Annotated in this window: 17 protein-coding genes; 11 read left to right on the plus strand and 6 right to left on the minus strand. The window is 73.1% G+C overall.

The features are described 5' to 3' along the window. Positions 1-12 precede the first annotated feature (12 nt). The 3 genes from KZX45_RS12570 to KZX45_RS12580 all read left to right on the plus strand — a co-directional run bounded on the left by KZX45_RS12570 (position 13) and on the right by KZX45_RS12580 (position 1,652). Positions 13-741: a molybdopterin-binding protein gene (locus KZX45_RS12570; RefSeq protein WP_248258091.1), complete on the plus strand. Its 729-nt coding sequence runs from the start codon at positions 13-15 to the stop codon at positions 739-741. A gap of 34 nt (positions 742-775) precedes the next feature. Next, complete coding sequence (locus KZX45_RS12575; protein ID WP_374112592.1) at positions 776-919, plus strand: zinc-binding dehydrogenase; 144 nt, start codon at positions 776-778, stop codon at positions 917-919. Between the two features lie 145 nt (positions 920-1,064). After that, on the plus strand, positions 1,065-1,652 hold the full coding sequence (locus KZX45_RS12580) for a GNAT family N-acetyltransferase (protein WP_248258092.1): 588 nt from the start codon (positions 1,065-1,067) through the stop codon (positions 1,650-1,652). Between the two features lie 26 nt (positions 1,653-1,678). On the opposite strand, the gene KZX45_RS12585 is transcribed toward KZX45_RS12580, so the two are convergent. Next, entirely contained in the window at positions 1,679-2,245 is a 567-nt protein-coding gene (locus KZX45_RS12585; protein WP_248258093.1) for a DUF421 domain-containing protein, read from the minus strand. A gap of 202 nt (positions 2,246-2,447) precedes the next feature. On the opposite strand from KZX45_RS12585, the gene KZX45_RS12590 reads away from it, so the two are divergent. Both KZX45_RS12590 and KZX45_RS12595 read left to right on the plus strand, forming a co-directional pair. Then, positions 2,448-3,473 (plus strand): hypothetical protein, encoded by a 1,026-nt coding sequence (locus KZX45_RS12590; RefSeq protein WP_248258094.1) that lies wholly within the window; start codon positions 2,448-2,450, stop codon positions 3,471-3,473. A gap of 241 nt (positions 3,474-3,714) precedes the next feature. Continuing rightward, the gene (locus tag KZX45_RS12595) at positions 3,715-5,172 is read left to right on the plus strand and encodes a SulP family inorganic anion transporter (protein WP_248258254.1); all 1,458 of its coding nucleotides are present in this window, start codon (positions 3,715-3,717) and stop codon (positions 5,170-5,172) included. 72 nt (positions 5,173-5,244) lie between these two features. Here the strand turns inward: KZX45_RS12595 and KZX45_RS12600 are convergent, their stop codons facing one another. Then, positions 5,245-5,640, minus strand: coding sequence for a MerR family transcriptional regulator (locus tag KZX45_RS12600; protein WP_248258095.1), 396 nt, complete (start codon positions 5,638-5,640; stop codon positions 5,245-5,247). A gap of 190 nt (positions 5,641-5,830) precedes the next feature. Between KZX45_RS12600 and KZX45_RS12605 the strand changes: the two genes are divergently transcribed. After that, positions 5,831-7,015, plus strand: a complete 1,185-nt coding sequence (locus KZX45_RS12605; RefSeq protein WP_248258096.1) for an NAD(P)/FAD-dependent oxidoreductase — start codon at positions 5,831-5,833, stop codon at positions 7,013-7,015. A gap of 5 nt (positions 7,016-7,020) precedes the next feature. Here the strand turns inward: KZX45_RS12605 and KZX45_RS12610 are convergent, their stop codons facing one another. Then, positions 7,021-7,410 carry a universal stress protein gene (locus tag KZX45_RS12610; protein ID WP_248258097.1) on the minus strand — a complete coding sequence of 130 codons (390 nt, stop codon included), beginning with the start codon at positions 7,408-7,410 and terminating at the stop codon, positions 7,021-7,023. 67 nt (positions 7,411-7,477) lie between these two features. After that, a complete protein-coding gene (locus tag KZX45_RS12615) occupies positions 7,478-8,140 on the minus strand; it encodes a GntR family transcriptional regulator (protein WP_248258098.1) in 663 nt (220 codons plus the stop codon). A 146-nt stretch (positions 8,141-8,286) separates the two neighbouring features. Here KZX45_RS12615 and KZX45_RS12620 point away from each other — a divergent pair, with 146 nt between their 5' ends. The 4 genes from KZX45_RS12620 to KZX45_RS12635 are packed head-to-tail and all read left to right on the plus strand — an operon-like array spanning position 8,287 to position 12,563. Continuing rightward, the gene (locus KZX45_RS12620; protein WP_248258099.1) at positions 8,287-9,339 is read left to right on the plus strand and encodes a tripartite tricarboxylate transporter substrate binding protein; all 1,053 of its coding nucleotides are present in this window, start codon (positions 8,287-8,289) and stop codon (positions 9,337-9,339) included. Then, entirely contained in the window at positions 9,336-9,887 is a 552-nt protein-coding gene (locus KZX45_RS12625) for a tripartite tricarboxylate transporter TctB family protein (RefSeq protein ID WP_248258100.1), read from the plus strand. The genes KZX45_RS12620 and KZX45_RS12625 overlap by 4 nt, the downstream gene beginning before the upstream one ends. Then, positions 9,887-11,392, plus strand: a complete 1,506-nt coding sequence (locus tag KZX45_RS12630; RefSeq protein ID WP_248258101.1) for a tripartite tricarboxylate transporter permease — start codon at positions 9,887-9,889, stop codon at positions 11,390-11,392. The genes KZX45_RS12625 and KZX45_RS12630 overlap by 1 nt, the downstream gene beginning before the upstream one ends. Before the next feature lie 4 nt (positions 11,393-11,396). Continuing rightward, positions 11,397-12,563 (plus strand): MFS transporter, encoded by a 1,167-nt coding sequence (locus KZX45_RS12635; protein WP_248258102.1) that lies wholly within the window; start codon positions 11,397-11,399, stop codon positions 12,561-12,563. Positions 12,564-12,606: 43 nt separating this feature from the next. On the opposite strand, the gene KZX45_RS12640 is transcribed toward KZX45_RS12635, so the two are convergent. Beyond that, a complete protein-coding gene (locus KZX45_RS12640) occupies positions 12,607-13,380 on the minus strand; it encodes a DUF4386 domain-containing protein (protein WP_248258103.1) in 774 nt (257 codons plus the stop codon). 76 nt (positions 13,381-13,456) lie between these two features. After that, the gene (locus tag KZX45_RS12645; protein WP_248258104.1) at positions 13,457-14,479 is read right to left on the minus strand and encodes an NAD(P)-dependent alcohol dehydrogenase; all 1,023 of its coding nucleotides are present in this window, start codon (positions 14,477-14,479) and stop codon (positions 13,457-13,459) included. A gap of 102 nt (positions 14,480-14,581) precedes the next feature. Here KZX45_RS12645 and KZX45_RS12650 point away from each other — a divergent pair, with 102 nt between their 5' ends. Then, a complete protein-coding gene (locus KZX45_RS12650; protein WP_248258105.1) occupies positions 14,582-15,283 on the plus strand; it encodes a TetR/AcrR family transcriptional regulator in 702 nt (233 codons plus the stop codon). The last annotated feature ends 77 nt before the right edge of the window (positions 15,284-15,360 follow it).

The raw sequence follows: 15,360 nt of genomic DNA on the forward strand, positions 1-15,360 counted from the left end.
TAGGCTCAGCCCATGTCGAACCCCACCGCCGCCATCCTCGTGATCGGGGACGAGATCCTCTCCGGACGCACCCGCGAGGCGAACGCGTACCACCTCGCGAACGAGCTCACCCGCGTCGGCATCGACCTGCGCGAGATCCGCGTGGTCCCCGACGACCACGAGGTCATCGTCGACGCGCTCAACGCCCTGCGCGCCGCGCACACGCACGTCTTCACCTCCGGCGGGATCGGCCCCACCCACGACGACATCACCGCCGACGCCGTCGCCGCGGCCTTCGGCGTCGGGATCGACGTGCGCGACGACGCCCGCGAGCTCCTCGAGAACGCGCTCGCCGAGCGCGGCCTGACCCCGACCGCGGACCAGCTGCGGATGGCGCGCATCCCCGACGGCGCCACGCTCATCGTCAACGGCCGCACCGGCGCGCCGGGGTTCAGCATCGGCAACGTCCACGTCATGGCCGGGGTGCCGAGCATCTTCGTCGACATGGTCGAGACGGTGCTGCCCACCCTCGACGCCGGAGCCCCGCGCCTGTCGCGCGAGCTGCGCTTCGAGGTGGGCGAGGGCCGGATCGCCAGCCCGTTGCGCGAGCTTGCCGAGGCGATGCCTGAGGTCATCTTCGGCTCCTACCCGTTCCGCGAGGGCCAGATCCGCGGCACCAACATCGTCGTCCGGGCCACCGACCCGGCGCTCCTGGACGAGGCCATGACCCGGCTCGAGGAGATTCGCACCCGAGTCGGCTGAGCGGCCCCACCACCTATGGGGCACCATCGCCGACCTGCACGAGGTGGTGGCGATGTACCGCAAGGGCCAGATCCGCCCCGAGGTCGAGCGCTACTCCATGGACGCCGCGCTCGACGCGTACCGCAAGCTCGAGTCGGGCCAGCTCTCGGGCCGCGCCGTCGTCGTCCCGCACGCCTGATCCCTCGACGACGGCGGCGCGTCCGAGGGCGCCTCGCGCCGAGAACGCCCTTTGTGCCCGTTCGTGCGCGCGGATGGGCACTTAGGCGGGGAGCTCGCAGCCAGACCAAGGCCCCGCGTTCCAGCCCGGCTGCCATGCTGGGCCCGTGTTCGAACCAGCACAGTCCCCGCTCTCCGCACTGAGGTGGCCGGTCCGTACGGAACGCCTCGAGATCCGGCCGGCGACCGCGGACGACGCCGAGGCGACGTGGCGGTACCGCCGGCTCGAGGCCGTCAGCCGCTGGCTCACGCGAGCGCCCACCACCTTCGAGGCCTACCGGGCGCACTTCACGGACCTGGAGTCGCTGGCGAAGACGCTCGTCGTGGAGCGCGACGGCGCCATCGTCGACGACCTCATGGTCGCCGTCGAGGACGCCTGGGCCCAGGTCGAGGTGGCCGAGCGGGCGCGGGGCGTGCAGGCGGAGCTGGGGTGGGCGCTGCACCCCGACCACGCCGGGCACGGCTACGCCACCGAGGCCGTGCGTGAGCTGATCCGGCTGTGCTTCGAGGACCTCGGGCTGCGGCGGGTGACGGCCAACTGCTTCGCCGCGAACGAGAGGTCGTGGCGGCTCATGGAGCGGGTCGGGATGCGCCGGGAGCTCCACACCGTCCGCGAGTCGCTGCACCGGTCGGAGGGCTGGCTCGACGGCCTTGGCTACGCACTTCTCGCCGACGAGTGGCGAGGGCGGCGGTAGGGAGAGGTGGCGAAGGTTTGTTCGAGTCAGCTGCGGCGCAGCAGCTCTCGGGGCAGCCGCTCCCTACCCTCCACCCCGGCGAGCATCGCCGGGTCGATGAGCTCGCCGACGCGAAGGACGCTCACCGCGCCCGTCGGCTCGAGCACGACGGCGGCCACCTCGGCGTCGTGCCGGATGCCGGCCTGCCGAAGCCGCGAGCGTAGCTCAGCCTCGGAGATGCGGTGCCGACGCAGCTGGTCCGCCTGGAACGTCGGGCCGGCCATGAGGAGCACCGGTCTGTTGCTGATCAGCCTCTCCCACTGCGGCCTGGCCCCCAGTGCCCCGAGCATCCGCTCGAGCAGGAAGAACGTCAGGAGTGCGATCAGTCCCCCGGCCATCGTCGGGGTCTGACCGAGGGCGGCGCGCCCCAGGACAGCGCCGAGCACGATGACGACGATGAGGTCGAAGTTCGACAGGCTCATGAGCACCCGCTGCCCCAGCAGCCTTGTCAGCGCGACGAACGCCAGGTACAGCACCACCGTGGCCACGACCACCGCCACCGCCCCGGGCACCGTGATCCCGATGTAGTCCCACAGTCCGTCCAGCTCACCCATGGGTGGCCCCTCTCCGCGTCTACTCCGTGAGCGACCACCATTCTCCGCGCCCGGGGCAGGGCGGCCGATGGTCCGATTCCAGCGACCGCCGACCGACGCCCCCAGCTCCCGCCGTGCACCGGCGTTCACGTTCCTCTGCCGCGGTGGGATGCTGGGTGCGACGAGCTGCAGCGTTGCAGCACGGTCGCGGAAGGGAGCACCCGTGCCCGGACGCCTGGGCTACCTGATCGCGCTCGGCGCCGCCGTCGCCCTCGCGGGTTGTGCCGACGGAACGGGCGGGGGTCGCACCGCGGATCCGTGCCGCGGTGAGCCGCTCGACAAGATCGACGACGACTTCGGCGAGCGCATCGTCTTCGCGTCGGACCGGTCCGGCAGCGCCGACCTGTGGAGCGTCGCGCCCGACGGCACGGACCTCAGGCAGCTCACGGACCTTCCGGGGGCGGAAGGCACCGCCGCATGGTCGCCGGACGGTCGGCAGCTCGCCTTCACGGCCTTCGCCGACGCGGTGCCCGAAGACTTCCTCGGCGGTGACATCTGCATCCTCGACTCCTCCGGCCTGCGCAACCTCACCGGCACCGAGAGGTCCAGCGAGTTCGCGCCGACCTGGTCCCCCGACGGCGAGCTCGCGTTCGTGCGGATGGACGGACGGCGCAGCACGATCGTGGCGCGGGAGGCGGCCGGACCTGCCGAGCGTGAGCTGGCCCAGGGCGACTGGCCGGCGTGGTCGCCGGACGGCGCGACGATCGCGTTCGCCCGCGGCGTCGTCGGCCGCGGCTGGTCGGAGCAGCTCTGGGCCGTGGACGCCGACGGCGGCAGCCTCCGGCCGCTGACAGAGGTGAGTGACGGCAGCGCCACCCAGCCCGCCTGGTCGCCCGACGGCCGGAGACTGTCGTTCAGCTCGGGGCGCGACGGCGATCCTCAGGCCCAGGACCCGCTCGAGTCGAACGAGGAGATCTACCTGATGGACGCCGGTGGCGGAAACCACCGCCGTCTGACCGCGATCCCCGGGAACGACCACTGGCCGGCGTCGTGGTCACCGGACGGACGCCGCCTGGCGTTCACCTCCGACGGAGAGGGCGACCTGGGCGACATCGTCGTCGTCGACGTGGAGAGCCTGGAGACGACGTACCTCACCGAGGACGAGCACCTGGACGCCTTCCCCGCCTGGCGGCCGGCACTCTCCGGCGGACAGGCCCCGCTGATGCAGGTACGGCCCGGCTTGCCTTAACTCACACCGCCCCAACTCTCGGGTCGGGTTAGAGTTGGCGTCGACGCCCGCGCACGCTCGCGCTGTGCCGGCGTCCCACTCCTGGTGCGACGGCGCGCCGCCCATGACCTGACCACCGGGCGTCGACGCGCGCCCACCGCACCTGGGAGTCCATGTGACATCGCCCTTCGCCGCCCTGCGCCCTGGCCGCGGGACCCCGCAGGAGCGTCGGCTCGCCCGCACCGAGGACGTCACCTCGGTGATGGCGGCCCTCCGCGACCCGCGCCGCCTGCGCACCGAGGTCCTGGCCGGCCTGGTGGTCGCCCTTGCGCTGATCCCGGAGGCGATCTCGTTCTCGATCATCGCCGGCGTCGACCCCCGGCTCGGCCTCTTCGCGTCCTTCACCATGGCCGTGACGATCGCCTTCCTCGGCGGGCGCCCGGCGATGATCTCCGCCGCCACCGGGGCCGTCGCCCTGGTCATCGCGCCGGTGGTGCGCGAGCACGGGATGGACTACTTCATCGCCACCGTGATCCTGGCCGGGATCATCCAGGTCCTCCTCGGCGTCCTCGGGGTCGCGCGGCTCACGCGGTTCATCCCGCGCAGCGTCATGGTCGGCTTCGTCAACGCCCTGGCGATCCTGATCTTCCTGGCCCAGCTGCCGCACCTGACCGGGGTCCCCTGGGTCGTCTACGCCATGGTCGCCGCCGGGATCGCCGCCATCGTTCTCCTGCCGCGGGTCACCACCGTGGTGCCCGCGCCCCTGGTCGCGATCGTCGTGCTGACCGTCATCACCGTGGCGTTCGCGCTCAACGTGCCCGACGTCGGCGACCAGGGCGACCTGCCCGAGTCGCTGCCCTCGCTGTTCGTCCCCGACGTGCCGCTGACCCTCGAGACGCTGCAGATCATCGCCCCGTTCGCCGCCGCCATGGCCCTGGTGGGGCTGATGGAGTCGCTGATGACCGCCAAGCTGGTCGACGACGTCACGGACACCCACTCCGACAAGACCCGCGAGTCCTGGGGGCAGGGCGTCGCCAACATCGTCACCGGGTTCTTCGGCGGCATGGGCGGGTGCGCGATGATCGGCCAGACCATGATCAACGTCAAGGCCTCCGGCGCCCGGACCCGGATCTCCACCTTCCTGGCCGGGGTCTTCCTCCTGATCCTCGTCGTCGGGCTCGGCGACGTCGTCGCCACCATCCCGATGGCCGCCCTCGTCGCCGTGATGATCATGGTCTCCGTCGGCACGTTCGACTGGCACTCCGTCCGGCCGGCCACGCTGCGGCGCATGCCCAGGTCCGAGACGCTGGTGATGCTCTCCACGGTCGCCGTCACCGTGACCACCCACAACCTCGCCTACGGCGTCGTCACCGGCGTGATCGTCGCGGCCCTGATGTTCGTCCGTCGCGTCGCCCACCTCACCGAGGTCGTCGACGTCGCGCACCCGGACGAGGGCACCCGTGTCTACGCCGTCCGCGGCGAGCTGCTCTGGGCGTCCAGCAACGACCTCGTCTACCAGTTCGACTACGCCGGCGACCCGGAGAACGTCGTCATCGACCTGTCGGACTCCCACATCTGGGACGCCTCCACCGTGGCCACGCTCGACGCCATCACCACCAAGTACGCCGCGAAGGGCAAGACCGTCACCATCGTCGGCCTGAACGAGACCAGCGCCGAGCGCCACGGCCGCCTCGCCGGCCACCTCGCCGGCGCGCACTGAACCACCGCGCGCGGGAGGCCTCCCGGCGCCGGCCGGGAGATCTGCCGCGCCGAGCGGGAGGGCGTCCGGCGGCTAGGAAGACCGCCGCTGCTCGAGCAGGCCGATGAACTCGTCGGCCATCGCCACCTGCTCGAGGACCTTCGCTCGGCGCGCCCGCCCCGCCTCGATGAACCCGTCCAGGCGGGACCGCAGCTCCTCGCGCTCGGCGCCGGTCGCGCCGTCCAGGGCGTCGACGACGTCGAGCACCTGCCGCATCTCCTCCAGGGAGAAGCCGAGCGGCTTCATCCGCCGGATCACCAGGAACCGCTCCAGGTCGTCCTCGGTGTAGAGGCGGAAGCCGCCGTCGCTGCGCCCCGACGGGCGGAGCAGCCCGACCTCGTCGTAGTGCCGGAGGGTGTGGATCGACACCCCGGTCCGCTCGGCGAACCTGCCGATCTGCATCATCGAGCTGCGCCCCGCCGTCGTCATGCCGCTCAGTCTGCCGCCCGAGGTCCCGAGAGCGTCGCCCGACGCACGAGGACGGCGCATGCCCTGGTGAGCGTGCCCCGAGCTCGAGCGCCCTGGTGACGTGCCGCACCCCGCGGGCCGCCTGGGGTCGTGACCGCCGCCGGTCGCGCGCGTACCGTGGTCCTCACGTCGTCGCCCCGGGTGGTGCGTCATGAACGGGAATTCTCTCGCCGTCGTCGGAGCCGGGCCGGCCGGGATCTCGGTCGCCCTGGCCGCGAAGGACCTGAATCTGCGGCCGCTGCTGATCGACCGCGCCGACGACGTCGGAGCCTCGTGGCGCGGCCGTTACGACCGGCTGCGCCTCAACACCACCCGGCCCCGCTCGCGGCTGCCCGGCCGCCGCTACCCGCCGGGCACCCCGGTGTTCCCCACGCGCGACGAGGTGGTCGCGTACCTGGAGCGCCACGGGCACGAGGACGGCATCGACCTGCGCCTGGGCACGACCGTGGAGCGGGTCGACCGGGGCGACCGCTCCTGGGTGCTGCGCACCTCGGCCGGGGACGTCGCAGCGCGGCACGTCGTCGTGGCGACGGGCTACGAGAACGTGCCCGTCGTCCCGCCGTGGCCGGGACGCGACACCTACACCGGTGAGCTGCTGCACTCGTCCCGGTACCGGAACGCGGAGCCGTTCAAGGCCCGGAAGGTGCTGGTGGTCGGGCCGGGCTGCTCGGGCGCGGAGATCGCCTACGACCTCGTGACCGGCGGCGCCGCGGCCGTGGCGCTCGCGGTCCGGACGCCGCCGAACATCATCCTCCGGCGGCCCCAGGCGCTGGTCGCCGTCCCGAACGACCTGCTCGGCGAGGCGCTGATGCACGTGCCCGTCCGCCTTGCCGACGCGGTGGCTCGGCTCGGGCAGCGCTCCGACGTCGGCGACCTCGGCCCGTACGGGCTGCCGTTCCCGGACGAGGGGATCTACTCACGCATCTACCGCGACGGCGGCTCCCCGACGATCGTGGACGCAGAGGTCGTCGCGGCGATCAAGGACGGTCGCATCCGGATCGTCGGGGCGGTCGCCTCCTTCGACGCGACGGGCGTGACCCTCGCCGACGCCTCACGGCTCGAGCCGGACGCCGTCGTCTGCGCCACCGGCTACCGCTCCGGCCTCGAACCGCTCGTCGGTCACCTCGGCGTGCTCGACGGACGCGGCCTGCCTCGAGCGCTCAGCGAGCACGCGCCCGTTCCCGGGCTGCGCTTCGTCGGCTACGCTGCCCGGCCGAGCATGCTCGGCCACACGGCGGCCGAGGCGCGCCGCGTCGCCCGGGCGGTGGCACGCGAGCAGCACGCCCGGGGTCGTCCGCCGCGGCGGGCGGCCCGGCGGCCCACAGCGGCCGCCTGACCGCCTCAGGCCTTGACTGCCAGCACCGGGACGTCGACCGAGAGCAGGATCTTCTGGGCGTTGCTGCCCAGCACGAGCTTGCCCACGGGCGAGCGCTTGCGCAGGCCGATGACGAGCAGGCTGGCGCCGAGCTCGCCGGTGATGGCCAGGAGCTCGTCCGCGACGTCCTTGCCGCGCACGAGCTGACGCACCTGCCCCTCCACGCCGGCGCGCGCCAGCTCGCCGCGCACCTCGTCGAGCTCGTCCTCCGTCGCCAGCAGCGGGTCGGCGTACGCCTCGCCGGCCGAGACGTTGAGGACGAGCATGTCCTCGGAGTGGGTCTGGGCCTCGAGGATGGCGCGGGCGAGCGCCGCCCGGCCCTCGGGCTTGGTGGTGTAGCCGACGACGATCGTCATCGTGGTCCTCTCTCTGTCGCGCGGTGGTGGCGGGCACGGCGGGTCGGGCGGGTCGGGCAAGTCAGCGTCAGCTGAGGCTGTCGGGCGGCAGTGCGCGCCGGGCGGCGACGGCGCTGCTCACCACGTGGTCCTGCATGACGCGGTCGGCGGCCTCGGGGTCGCCGGCCATCAGGGCGTCGAAGATGGCCCGGTGCTCGACCGCGGCCTGCGTCGGCCTCCCCGGGTCGCTCGTGGCCCACGCCTTGTAGCGGTCCACGTGCCCGCGGATCTCGTGCAGCAGCTGGGTGCACCAGGGGTTGTCGGCGCACTCGGCGACCGCGGCGTGGAACTCCCGGCCGAGGCGCAGGATCTCGGACTCGTCGCCCTCGGCTCGGTCCATCCGCTCCAGCAGCGTCTCGAGCTGCGACCTGACCTCGGGCGTCATCCGCAGGCAGGCGTCGCGGGCGAGGAGCCCCTCGAGCCGGGCCCGGATGTCGAAGATGCGGTCGAGGTCCTCGCGCCGCAGCGGCGCCACGCGCAGCCCGCCGGAGAGCTGGCGGTGGACGAGCCCCTCGGCGAGCAGCAGGCGCAGGGCCTCGCGCACCGGCGTCCGGCTCACGTTCAGCCGCTGGGCGAGGGCGGGCTCGGTCAGCCGCTCCCCCGGGCCGAGGGTCCCGTCGATGATCTGGCCGCGGACCGTGGCGTACACGGTCTCGAGGCCCGTCCCCCGTCGGACGTTGGCGATCGGCATGGCGGTCAGTGTGGCAGGAAAAATCGCTCTTGCATACATGCATACACAGCGCTACGTTTCCCGCAGCACCCGGGCCGGGCCGCACGGACGGCCGGGGGGCGTGACAGCTGACAACGATGTTCAGTCGAACCGGAAGGTGCCCCCTCATGCGCTCTCGCCGCACCCTTGGCCTCCTCGCCCTCACCACCACCGCCCTCACCCTCGCCGCCTGCGGCGGCGGGGGCGGCACCACCGACTCCGGGGACGGCGAACCCGCCGGCGGCGGGACCGCCACCACGGCCGACGGTGGCGGCGCGGCCGCCGAGCCCATCGCCCAGCTCGAGATCATCGCGCCCGCCGCCCCGGGCAGCGGGTGGGACCAGACCGCCCGCGCCGTGCAGGAGGGCCTGCAGGCGGAGTCGCTCGCCGACCAGGTCACCGTCACGAACGTCCCCGGCGCGTCCGGCACGGTCGCGCTCGCCCAGGTCGCCCCGCAGACCGGCAAGGAGGGCCTGTGGATGGCCTCCGGGCTGGCGATGATGACCGGCGTCGTGACCAACAGCTCCGACGTCACCCTCGACGCCGTCACCCCGCTCGCGCGGCTGATGGGCGAGTACGAGCTCATCGTCGTGCCCGAGGGCTCGGAGTTCCAGACCCTCGAGGACCTCCTGACCGCCATCGAGGAGGACCCGGACTCGGTGCCCATCGCCGGCGGCTCCGCGGGCAGCGCCGACCACCTCTTCCTCGGCCTCCTCGCCCAGGAGCGCGGCATCACGCCCAGCGACCTCAACTACGTCCCGTTCTCCGGCGGCGGCGAGGCGACGACGGCGCTGCTGGGCAACCAGGTGGCGGCCGGCATCGCGGGAACCGGCGAGTTCCAGGCGCAGGTCGAGAGCGGCGAGCTCCGCCCCCTCCTCGTCTCCGCCCTGGACACCGTCGAGTCGGTGCCGGACGCCCCGACCCTCACCGACGCGGGGCTCGAGGACCTGGAGTTCTACAACTGGCGCTCGATCACGGCCCCGGCCGACCTGCCCCAGGAGACCGTCGACCAGTACGTCGCCACCCTGGACGCCCTGCACGAGTCCGAGACGTGGCAGCAGACCGTCACCGACAACGCCTGGGAGGACGTCTACATCTCGGGCGAGGAGTTCGCCTCGTGGATCGAGGAGGAGAACGCCCGCGTCACCGAGGTGCTCGAGGGCCTCGGTCTCGTCCAGTGACGGCCGACGGCGGAGCCCACGCGGCGACGCCGGAGACCCGCCCCGCCCCGGCGGGGCGGGCACGCCGGCGCATCGTCTGGGGCGAGCTCGTCCTGGGCCTGGCCGTGCTGGGCCTGGGCGTCGTCGTGCTCCTCGACGCCCGCTCGCTGCCGGCGTCGACGTCGGCGTCCGGCATCGGGGCCGGGTTCTTCCCGACGATCGTCGCGGTCTTCACGATGGCGGTCGCGCTCGCGCTGATCGTCCACGTCCTGACGGGCGGCCGCGGCGACCCCGACGAGGGCGAGGGCGACGTCGACGTCGCCGTGGTCCACCTCCGCGGCGCGCTCATCGTGGTGGCCGCGATCGCCTGGTACGCGCTCGCGCTGGAGCGGCTCGGCTACGTGCCGACCGCCCTGGTGACGTTCTGGGCGATCGCGTACGCCCTCGGCGCCCGCCGCTACGTCCGTGACTTCGTCGTCTCGGCCGCGCTCGCCGTCGCCATCTACGTCGGCTTCACGCAGGGCCTGTCGATCCGACTGCCGGCCGGCGTGCTCGAGGGGGTGCTGTGATGGACTCGCTCACCTCCCTCGCGCAAGGCTTCGCGGTCGCGCTGACGCTGACGAACCTGCTCTACGCGCTGGCCGGCACCGCGATCGGCACGCTCGTCGGCGTCCTGCCCGGCATCGGCCCGGCGCTGACGATCGCCCTGCTGCTCCCCCTCACCTACGGCCTCGAGCCCTCGAGCACGTTCATCATGTTCGCCGGCATCTACTACGGCGCCATGTACGGCGGGTCGACGACGTCGATCCTGCTCAAGACGCCCGGCGAGGCCGGCTCGATCGTCACGGCGATCGACGGGAACAAGATGGCGCGCGCGGGCCGGGGCGCCGCCGCCCTCGCCACCGCCGCCATCGGCTCGTTCGTCGCGGGCGCCCTGGCGACGGCGGCGCTCGCCATCGCCGCGCCGGCGATCGTGCGCATCGCCGTCAGGCTGGGCCCGCACGACTACCTCGCCCTGATGGTCATGGCCTTCCTGACCGTCAGCGCGCTGCTTGGCCGCTCGGTGCTGCGCGGACTCCTGAGCCTCTCCCTCGGGCTCGTCATCGGGCTCATCGGCATCGACTTCCAGAGCGGGCAGGCCCGCCTGGACTTCGGCCTGGTGCGGCTCCTGGACGGCATCGACGTCGTCCTGGTCATCGTCGGCCTCTTCGCCATCGGCGAGGTCCTCTACGTGGCCGCCCACCAGACCGGCGCCGCGTTCTCGATCGCCCGGTTCACCGGCCGGATGATGTCGCGCGAGGACTGGCGACGCTCGTGGAAGCCATGGCTGCGCGGCACCGCGATCGGCTTCCCGATGGGCACCATCCCGTCCGGCGGGTCCGAGATCCCCACGTTCCTGTCCTACTCCCTGGAGAAGAAGCTCTCCAAGCACCCGGAGGAGTTCGGCCACGGCGCCATCGAGGGCGTCGCGGGTCCGGAGGCCGCCAACAACGCCAACGCCGCCGGCGTGCTCGTGCCCCTGCTGACGCTGGGCATCCCGACCTCGGCGACCGCCGCCGTCATCCTCGTCGCGTTCCAGCAGTACGGCATCCAGCCCGGTCCGCAGCTGCTGACCACCCAGGCGCCGCTGGTGTGGGGCCTGATCGCGAGCCTGTTCATCGGCAACCTGATGCTGCTCCTGCTGAACCTCCCGCTCGTGCGGGTGTGGGTGAAGATCCTCCAGATCCCCAAGCCCTACCTCTACGCCGGCATCGCGCTGTTCGCGCTGCTGGGCGCCTACACGCTCAACGGCGCCGTGTTCGACGTGTGGGTCATGGCCGGGATCGGCCTGCTCGGGTACGTCATGCGCCGGTTCGGCGTCCCCGTCGCGCCGCTCATCATCGGCGCGATCCTGGGCCCGCTCGCCGAGCTCCAGCTGCGCCGGGCGCTCGACATCTCCGCCGGCGACCTGGGCATCCTCGTCAGCTCGCCGTTCTCGATCACCGTGTACGTGCTCCTGGTGGTCGCGATCGTGCTGCCGCGGGTGCTGGCGCGCCGCACCGGCGCGCGGGCACGCGTCGACGCCGCCGTCTGACCCGATGGTCGCGCGGGGGTGGCCCGTCGCCCTGATGTGCCACGCCGTCGTGGTCCAGGCGCTCACCTACGTCGTGCGCCCGACGACGGCGTACCGCGCCCTCGAGCTCGACGTCCCCGCGAGCCAGCTCGGGCTGCTCTCCGGCGCCTTCGCCGTCGTCCCCCTGCTCATCGCCATCCCGGTGGGGCGGATGACCGACCTGCGCGGCGAGCGGCTCGCGCTCTGGTCCGGCGCGGGCCTGATGCTCGTGGCGACGGTCGGGCTGGCGTGGCTGGCGGACTCCTTCACGGCCCTGCTGCTGTGGAGCGTCGTGCTGGGCGTCGGGCACCTGCTGACCATCGTCGGCGAGCAGACCACGGTCACCGTGCTGCGCGGGACCCGCGGGCTGGACTCGGCGTTCGGGCGCTACACGCTGTCGGTCTCCTTCGGCCAGATCGTCGGGCCGGGCCTCATCACCCTGCTGGGCGGCGACGGCGCCATCCCGGACACCTCCGCCGTCTTCGGCGGCGCCGTGGTGCTCGCCGTCGTGCTGGTGGTCGGTACCGCCGCGATGCGCACCCGGGCGTCCGGGCCCGCCCGCGACGACCCGCCGGGTAGCCTGCGGCTGGCGATGCGGGTGACCGGGCCGGTGCGCCGCGAGCTGCTCACCGCGATCGCGGCCTCGCTCGTCCTCATCGCGGCAATCGACCTGCTCGTCGTCTACCTGCCCGCCCTCGGCGCGCAGGCGGGGATCAGCGCGGGGACGGTCGGCGTGCTGCTGTCGGTGCGGGCGGCGGCGTCGATGGTCTCGCGCATGTTCGTCGGCGGGCTGGTGGCCCGCTTCCGCCGGCTCCCCACGCTGGCCCTCTCGCTGGCGCTCTCCGCGTTCGCGGTCGCCGCGATCCCCGTGACCATGCCGCTGGCCGCGCTCTTCGCCGTCATGGCCGTCGCCGGGCTGACCCTGGGGATCGGGCAGCCGCTGACGATGGCGTGGGTGACCGAGGCGTCGCCGCCCGGTGCCCGCGCCACCTGGCTGTCGGTGCGGCTGACCGGCAACCGGCTGGGCCAGACGGTCGTGCCGACCGTCGCCGGGCTCGCCGCGGCGTCGGCGGGGGTGGGCGGCGTGCTGTGGGTGATGGCCGCCGCGCTGGCCGGCGTCGCGCTCGTGGTCCGGCGGAGCCGGACGGCGTGAGCGATCGCCCCGGCTGAGGAGCAGGGTTCAGCGCCCACGCCGGTCAGCGGGGGCGGGGCCGACCTTCTTCTCTCCTGGCCGGGGTGGAGCCCGCGCCGGCGGCGTGCACCCGCCCGAGCAGGAGGGTCACGCCCAAGGCAGCCACCCACAAGCCCCAGGCGGTGCTGCCGATCAGGCCGGCCGGCTCCCAGACCGGGAAGCCCGGGACAGCGGTCGCGAGGACGTCACCCTGGTTCGCGAGATAGAGCACCCCGGCGACCAGTCCGGTGACGCCCAGCCAGCGAGGCAGCACCCCGGTGCGCAGGATGACGACGCTGACGGTGACCGACCAGGCGATGACCAGCAGCTGCCCGAGGTGCTCGCCGAGCAGGGCGCCGCCGAACTGGTGCTGTGCGGTCCACGCGGCGTCCACGGCGGCACGGGTGGTCGCATCTCCTGCTGCGAAGGAGCGCGCCAGCGCCGGGACGACGAACACCCACCGCAGGAACCCGACCAGGGCGAGCACCACGGACATCGCGCCCGCCCAGGTGGCCACGCGCAACGCGGGATGGTCCCGCCGAGCCAGCACGGCCGGCAGCAGCAGGATCGGCACCGCAAGAAGTCCGTAGGTCCAGGCGGTGGCGAACCACGTCCACACCAGGCTCGCGCCACCGGCAGTGAACGCCGGCAGCACAACGCCGGCCGGTTCCCGGAGGATGTCGGGCCAGTCGAACGTCGCGGACAGGACGGTGGCCGCGACCGCGAACGTCACCGCGCTGAGCAGAAACAGCGCACCGGTCGCGCGGGCGGTTCCGGCGCCCGTCGTGGTGGACCTCATGTCTCCCACCTCCGATCGCTCGAGGCTCGTAGTCTGTCGGCGTCCCGCTCAGGGCCGCCGGTCGACCGAGGCGTGCTCAGACCGTGATGGCGACCTTGCCCCGGACCTCCCCGGCCACGAGCCGACGGATCGCCTCGGGCGCCTGCTCGAGCGGGTAGGTCCGCTCGAGGCTCGGCGTCACCGTGCCGGCCTCGATGAGGTCGGTGAGCTCCTCGAGCTCTGCGGACCGCACCGTGCCGACGAACGTGGTCAGCCGCTGGCGCACGAACGGCGAGAGGGCCAGGGCGGCGAGCTGCCGCCTCATCCCGGTGAGCTTGCCGTTGCCCTCGCCGCCGGTGATCACGGCCGTCCCGGTCGGGGTGAGCGCCCGGCGCAGCCGCGCGAGCGACGGGTTCCCCGCGATGTCGAGGATCAGGTCGTAGCGGCGGGAGCCGTCGGCGAAGTCCTGGGCGGTGCGGTCGAGGACGTGGTCCGCCCCGAGAGACTGCACGAGGTCGAGCTTCGCCGTGCTGGCCGTGCCGGTGACCTCGGCGCCGAACGCCTTGGCCAGCTGCACGGCGTACGAGCCGACGCCGCCGCTCGCCCCGGTGATCAGCACCTGTTGCCCCGCCCGCACCCGCCCGACGTCGCGCAGGCCCTTGAGGGCGGTGACCGCGGACACCGGCACGACGGCGGCCTGCTCGAACGTCAGGTTCGCGGGCTTGCGGGCCAGGCTCTTCTCCGGCACGACGGCGTACTCGGCGAAGGTGCCCGCGCCGAAGCCGTACACCTCCTCCCCCACGGCGAACCTCGTCACCGCCCGACCGACGGCGACCACGGTTCCGGCGACGTCGGCGCCCAGGACCGGGTTCTTGGGCCGGCGCAGCCCGAACACGAGTCGGGCGGCGTAGGGCAGCCCGGCCATCAGGTGCCACACGCCGCGGTCGAGGCCGGCCGCGTGGACCCTGACGAGGACCTCGCCGTCGCCCGGCTCGGGCCGGGCGACCCGGGCCACCCGGACGACGTCGGCCTCGCCGTACTCCTCCCGCACGACGGCGCGCATCGTGCGCTCCGCCGTCGCCGGGCTGTCCGTGCTGACGTGCTGGTCCTCAGCGACCATGTCCGTCTTCCCTCTGTCCGCAGGAGCGCCGGCCGCGCGCCTGTACTTTGTACAGTACGCTAACGTACAAAGTACGGAAGCGGAAGACGGAAGGGGGTCCCGATGTCGGAGGAGGCGGAACGCGGCCGGGAGGGCCGCGTCCCACTCAGTCGGGAGCGGGTGCTCGAGCACGCCGTCGCGGTCGCCGACGCCGGCGGCCTGGGGTCGCTCACCATGCGCTCCTTGGCCAAGGAGCTGGGCGTCAGACCCATGGCGCTGTACCACCACTTCACGAACAAGGACGAGATCCTCGACGGGATCGTCGACCTGGTCTTCAGCGAGGTGGAGCTCCCCGCTCCCGACGGTGAGTGGCGCGCCGAGCTCAGCCGCCGCGCCGCCTCGGCGCGGGACGTGCTGCGGCGGCACTCCTGGGCGATCGCGCTGATGGAGTCCCGTTCGACGCCGGGACCGGCGACCCTGCGGCACCACGAAGCCGTGCTCGCCACCCTGCGGGGAGCCGGCCTCTCGCTGGAGATGACCGGACACGCCTACGCCCTCCTCGACGCCTTCGTCTACGGGTTCGCGATCCAGGAGGCGGCGCTGCCGTTCGGACCAGACACCGCTCAGGAGGTCGTGGCCTCGATCGCGGCGCAATTCTCCGGCGGCGAGTACCCCTACCTCGCGGAGTACGCGACCGAGCGCGCCATGAAACCTGGCTACGACTTCGGTGACGAGTTCGAGTTCGGCCTCGGCGTCATCCTGGACGGGCTCGAACGGCTCGCCGGGCCGATGAGAGTCACGTCGCCACGCGGCGCCGAGGCCTGACCACCGCCGGAGCCCGACGACCGACCCCACGCCTCTTTCTTGGACCTTCCCGCCATGGCGCCGGGCGGCGGCCGAGC

Source organism: Georgenia sp. EYE_87, from assembly GCF_023148685.1.
Lineage (GTDB): Bacteria > Actinomycetota > Actinomycetes > Actinomycetales > Actinomycetaceae > Georgenia.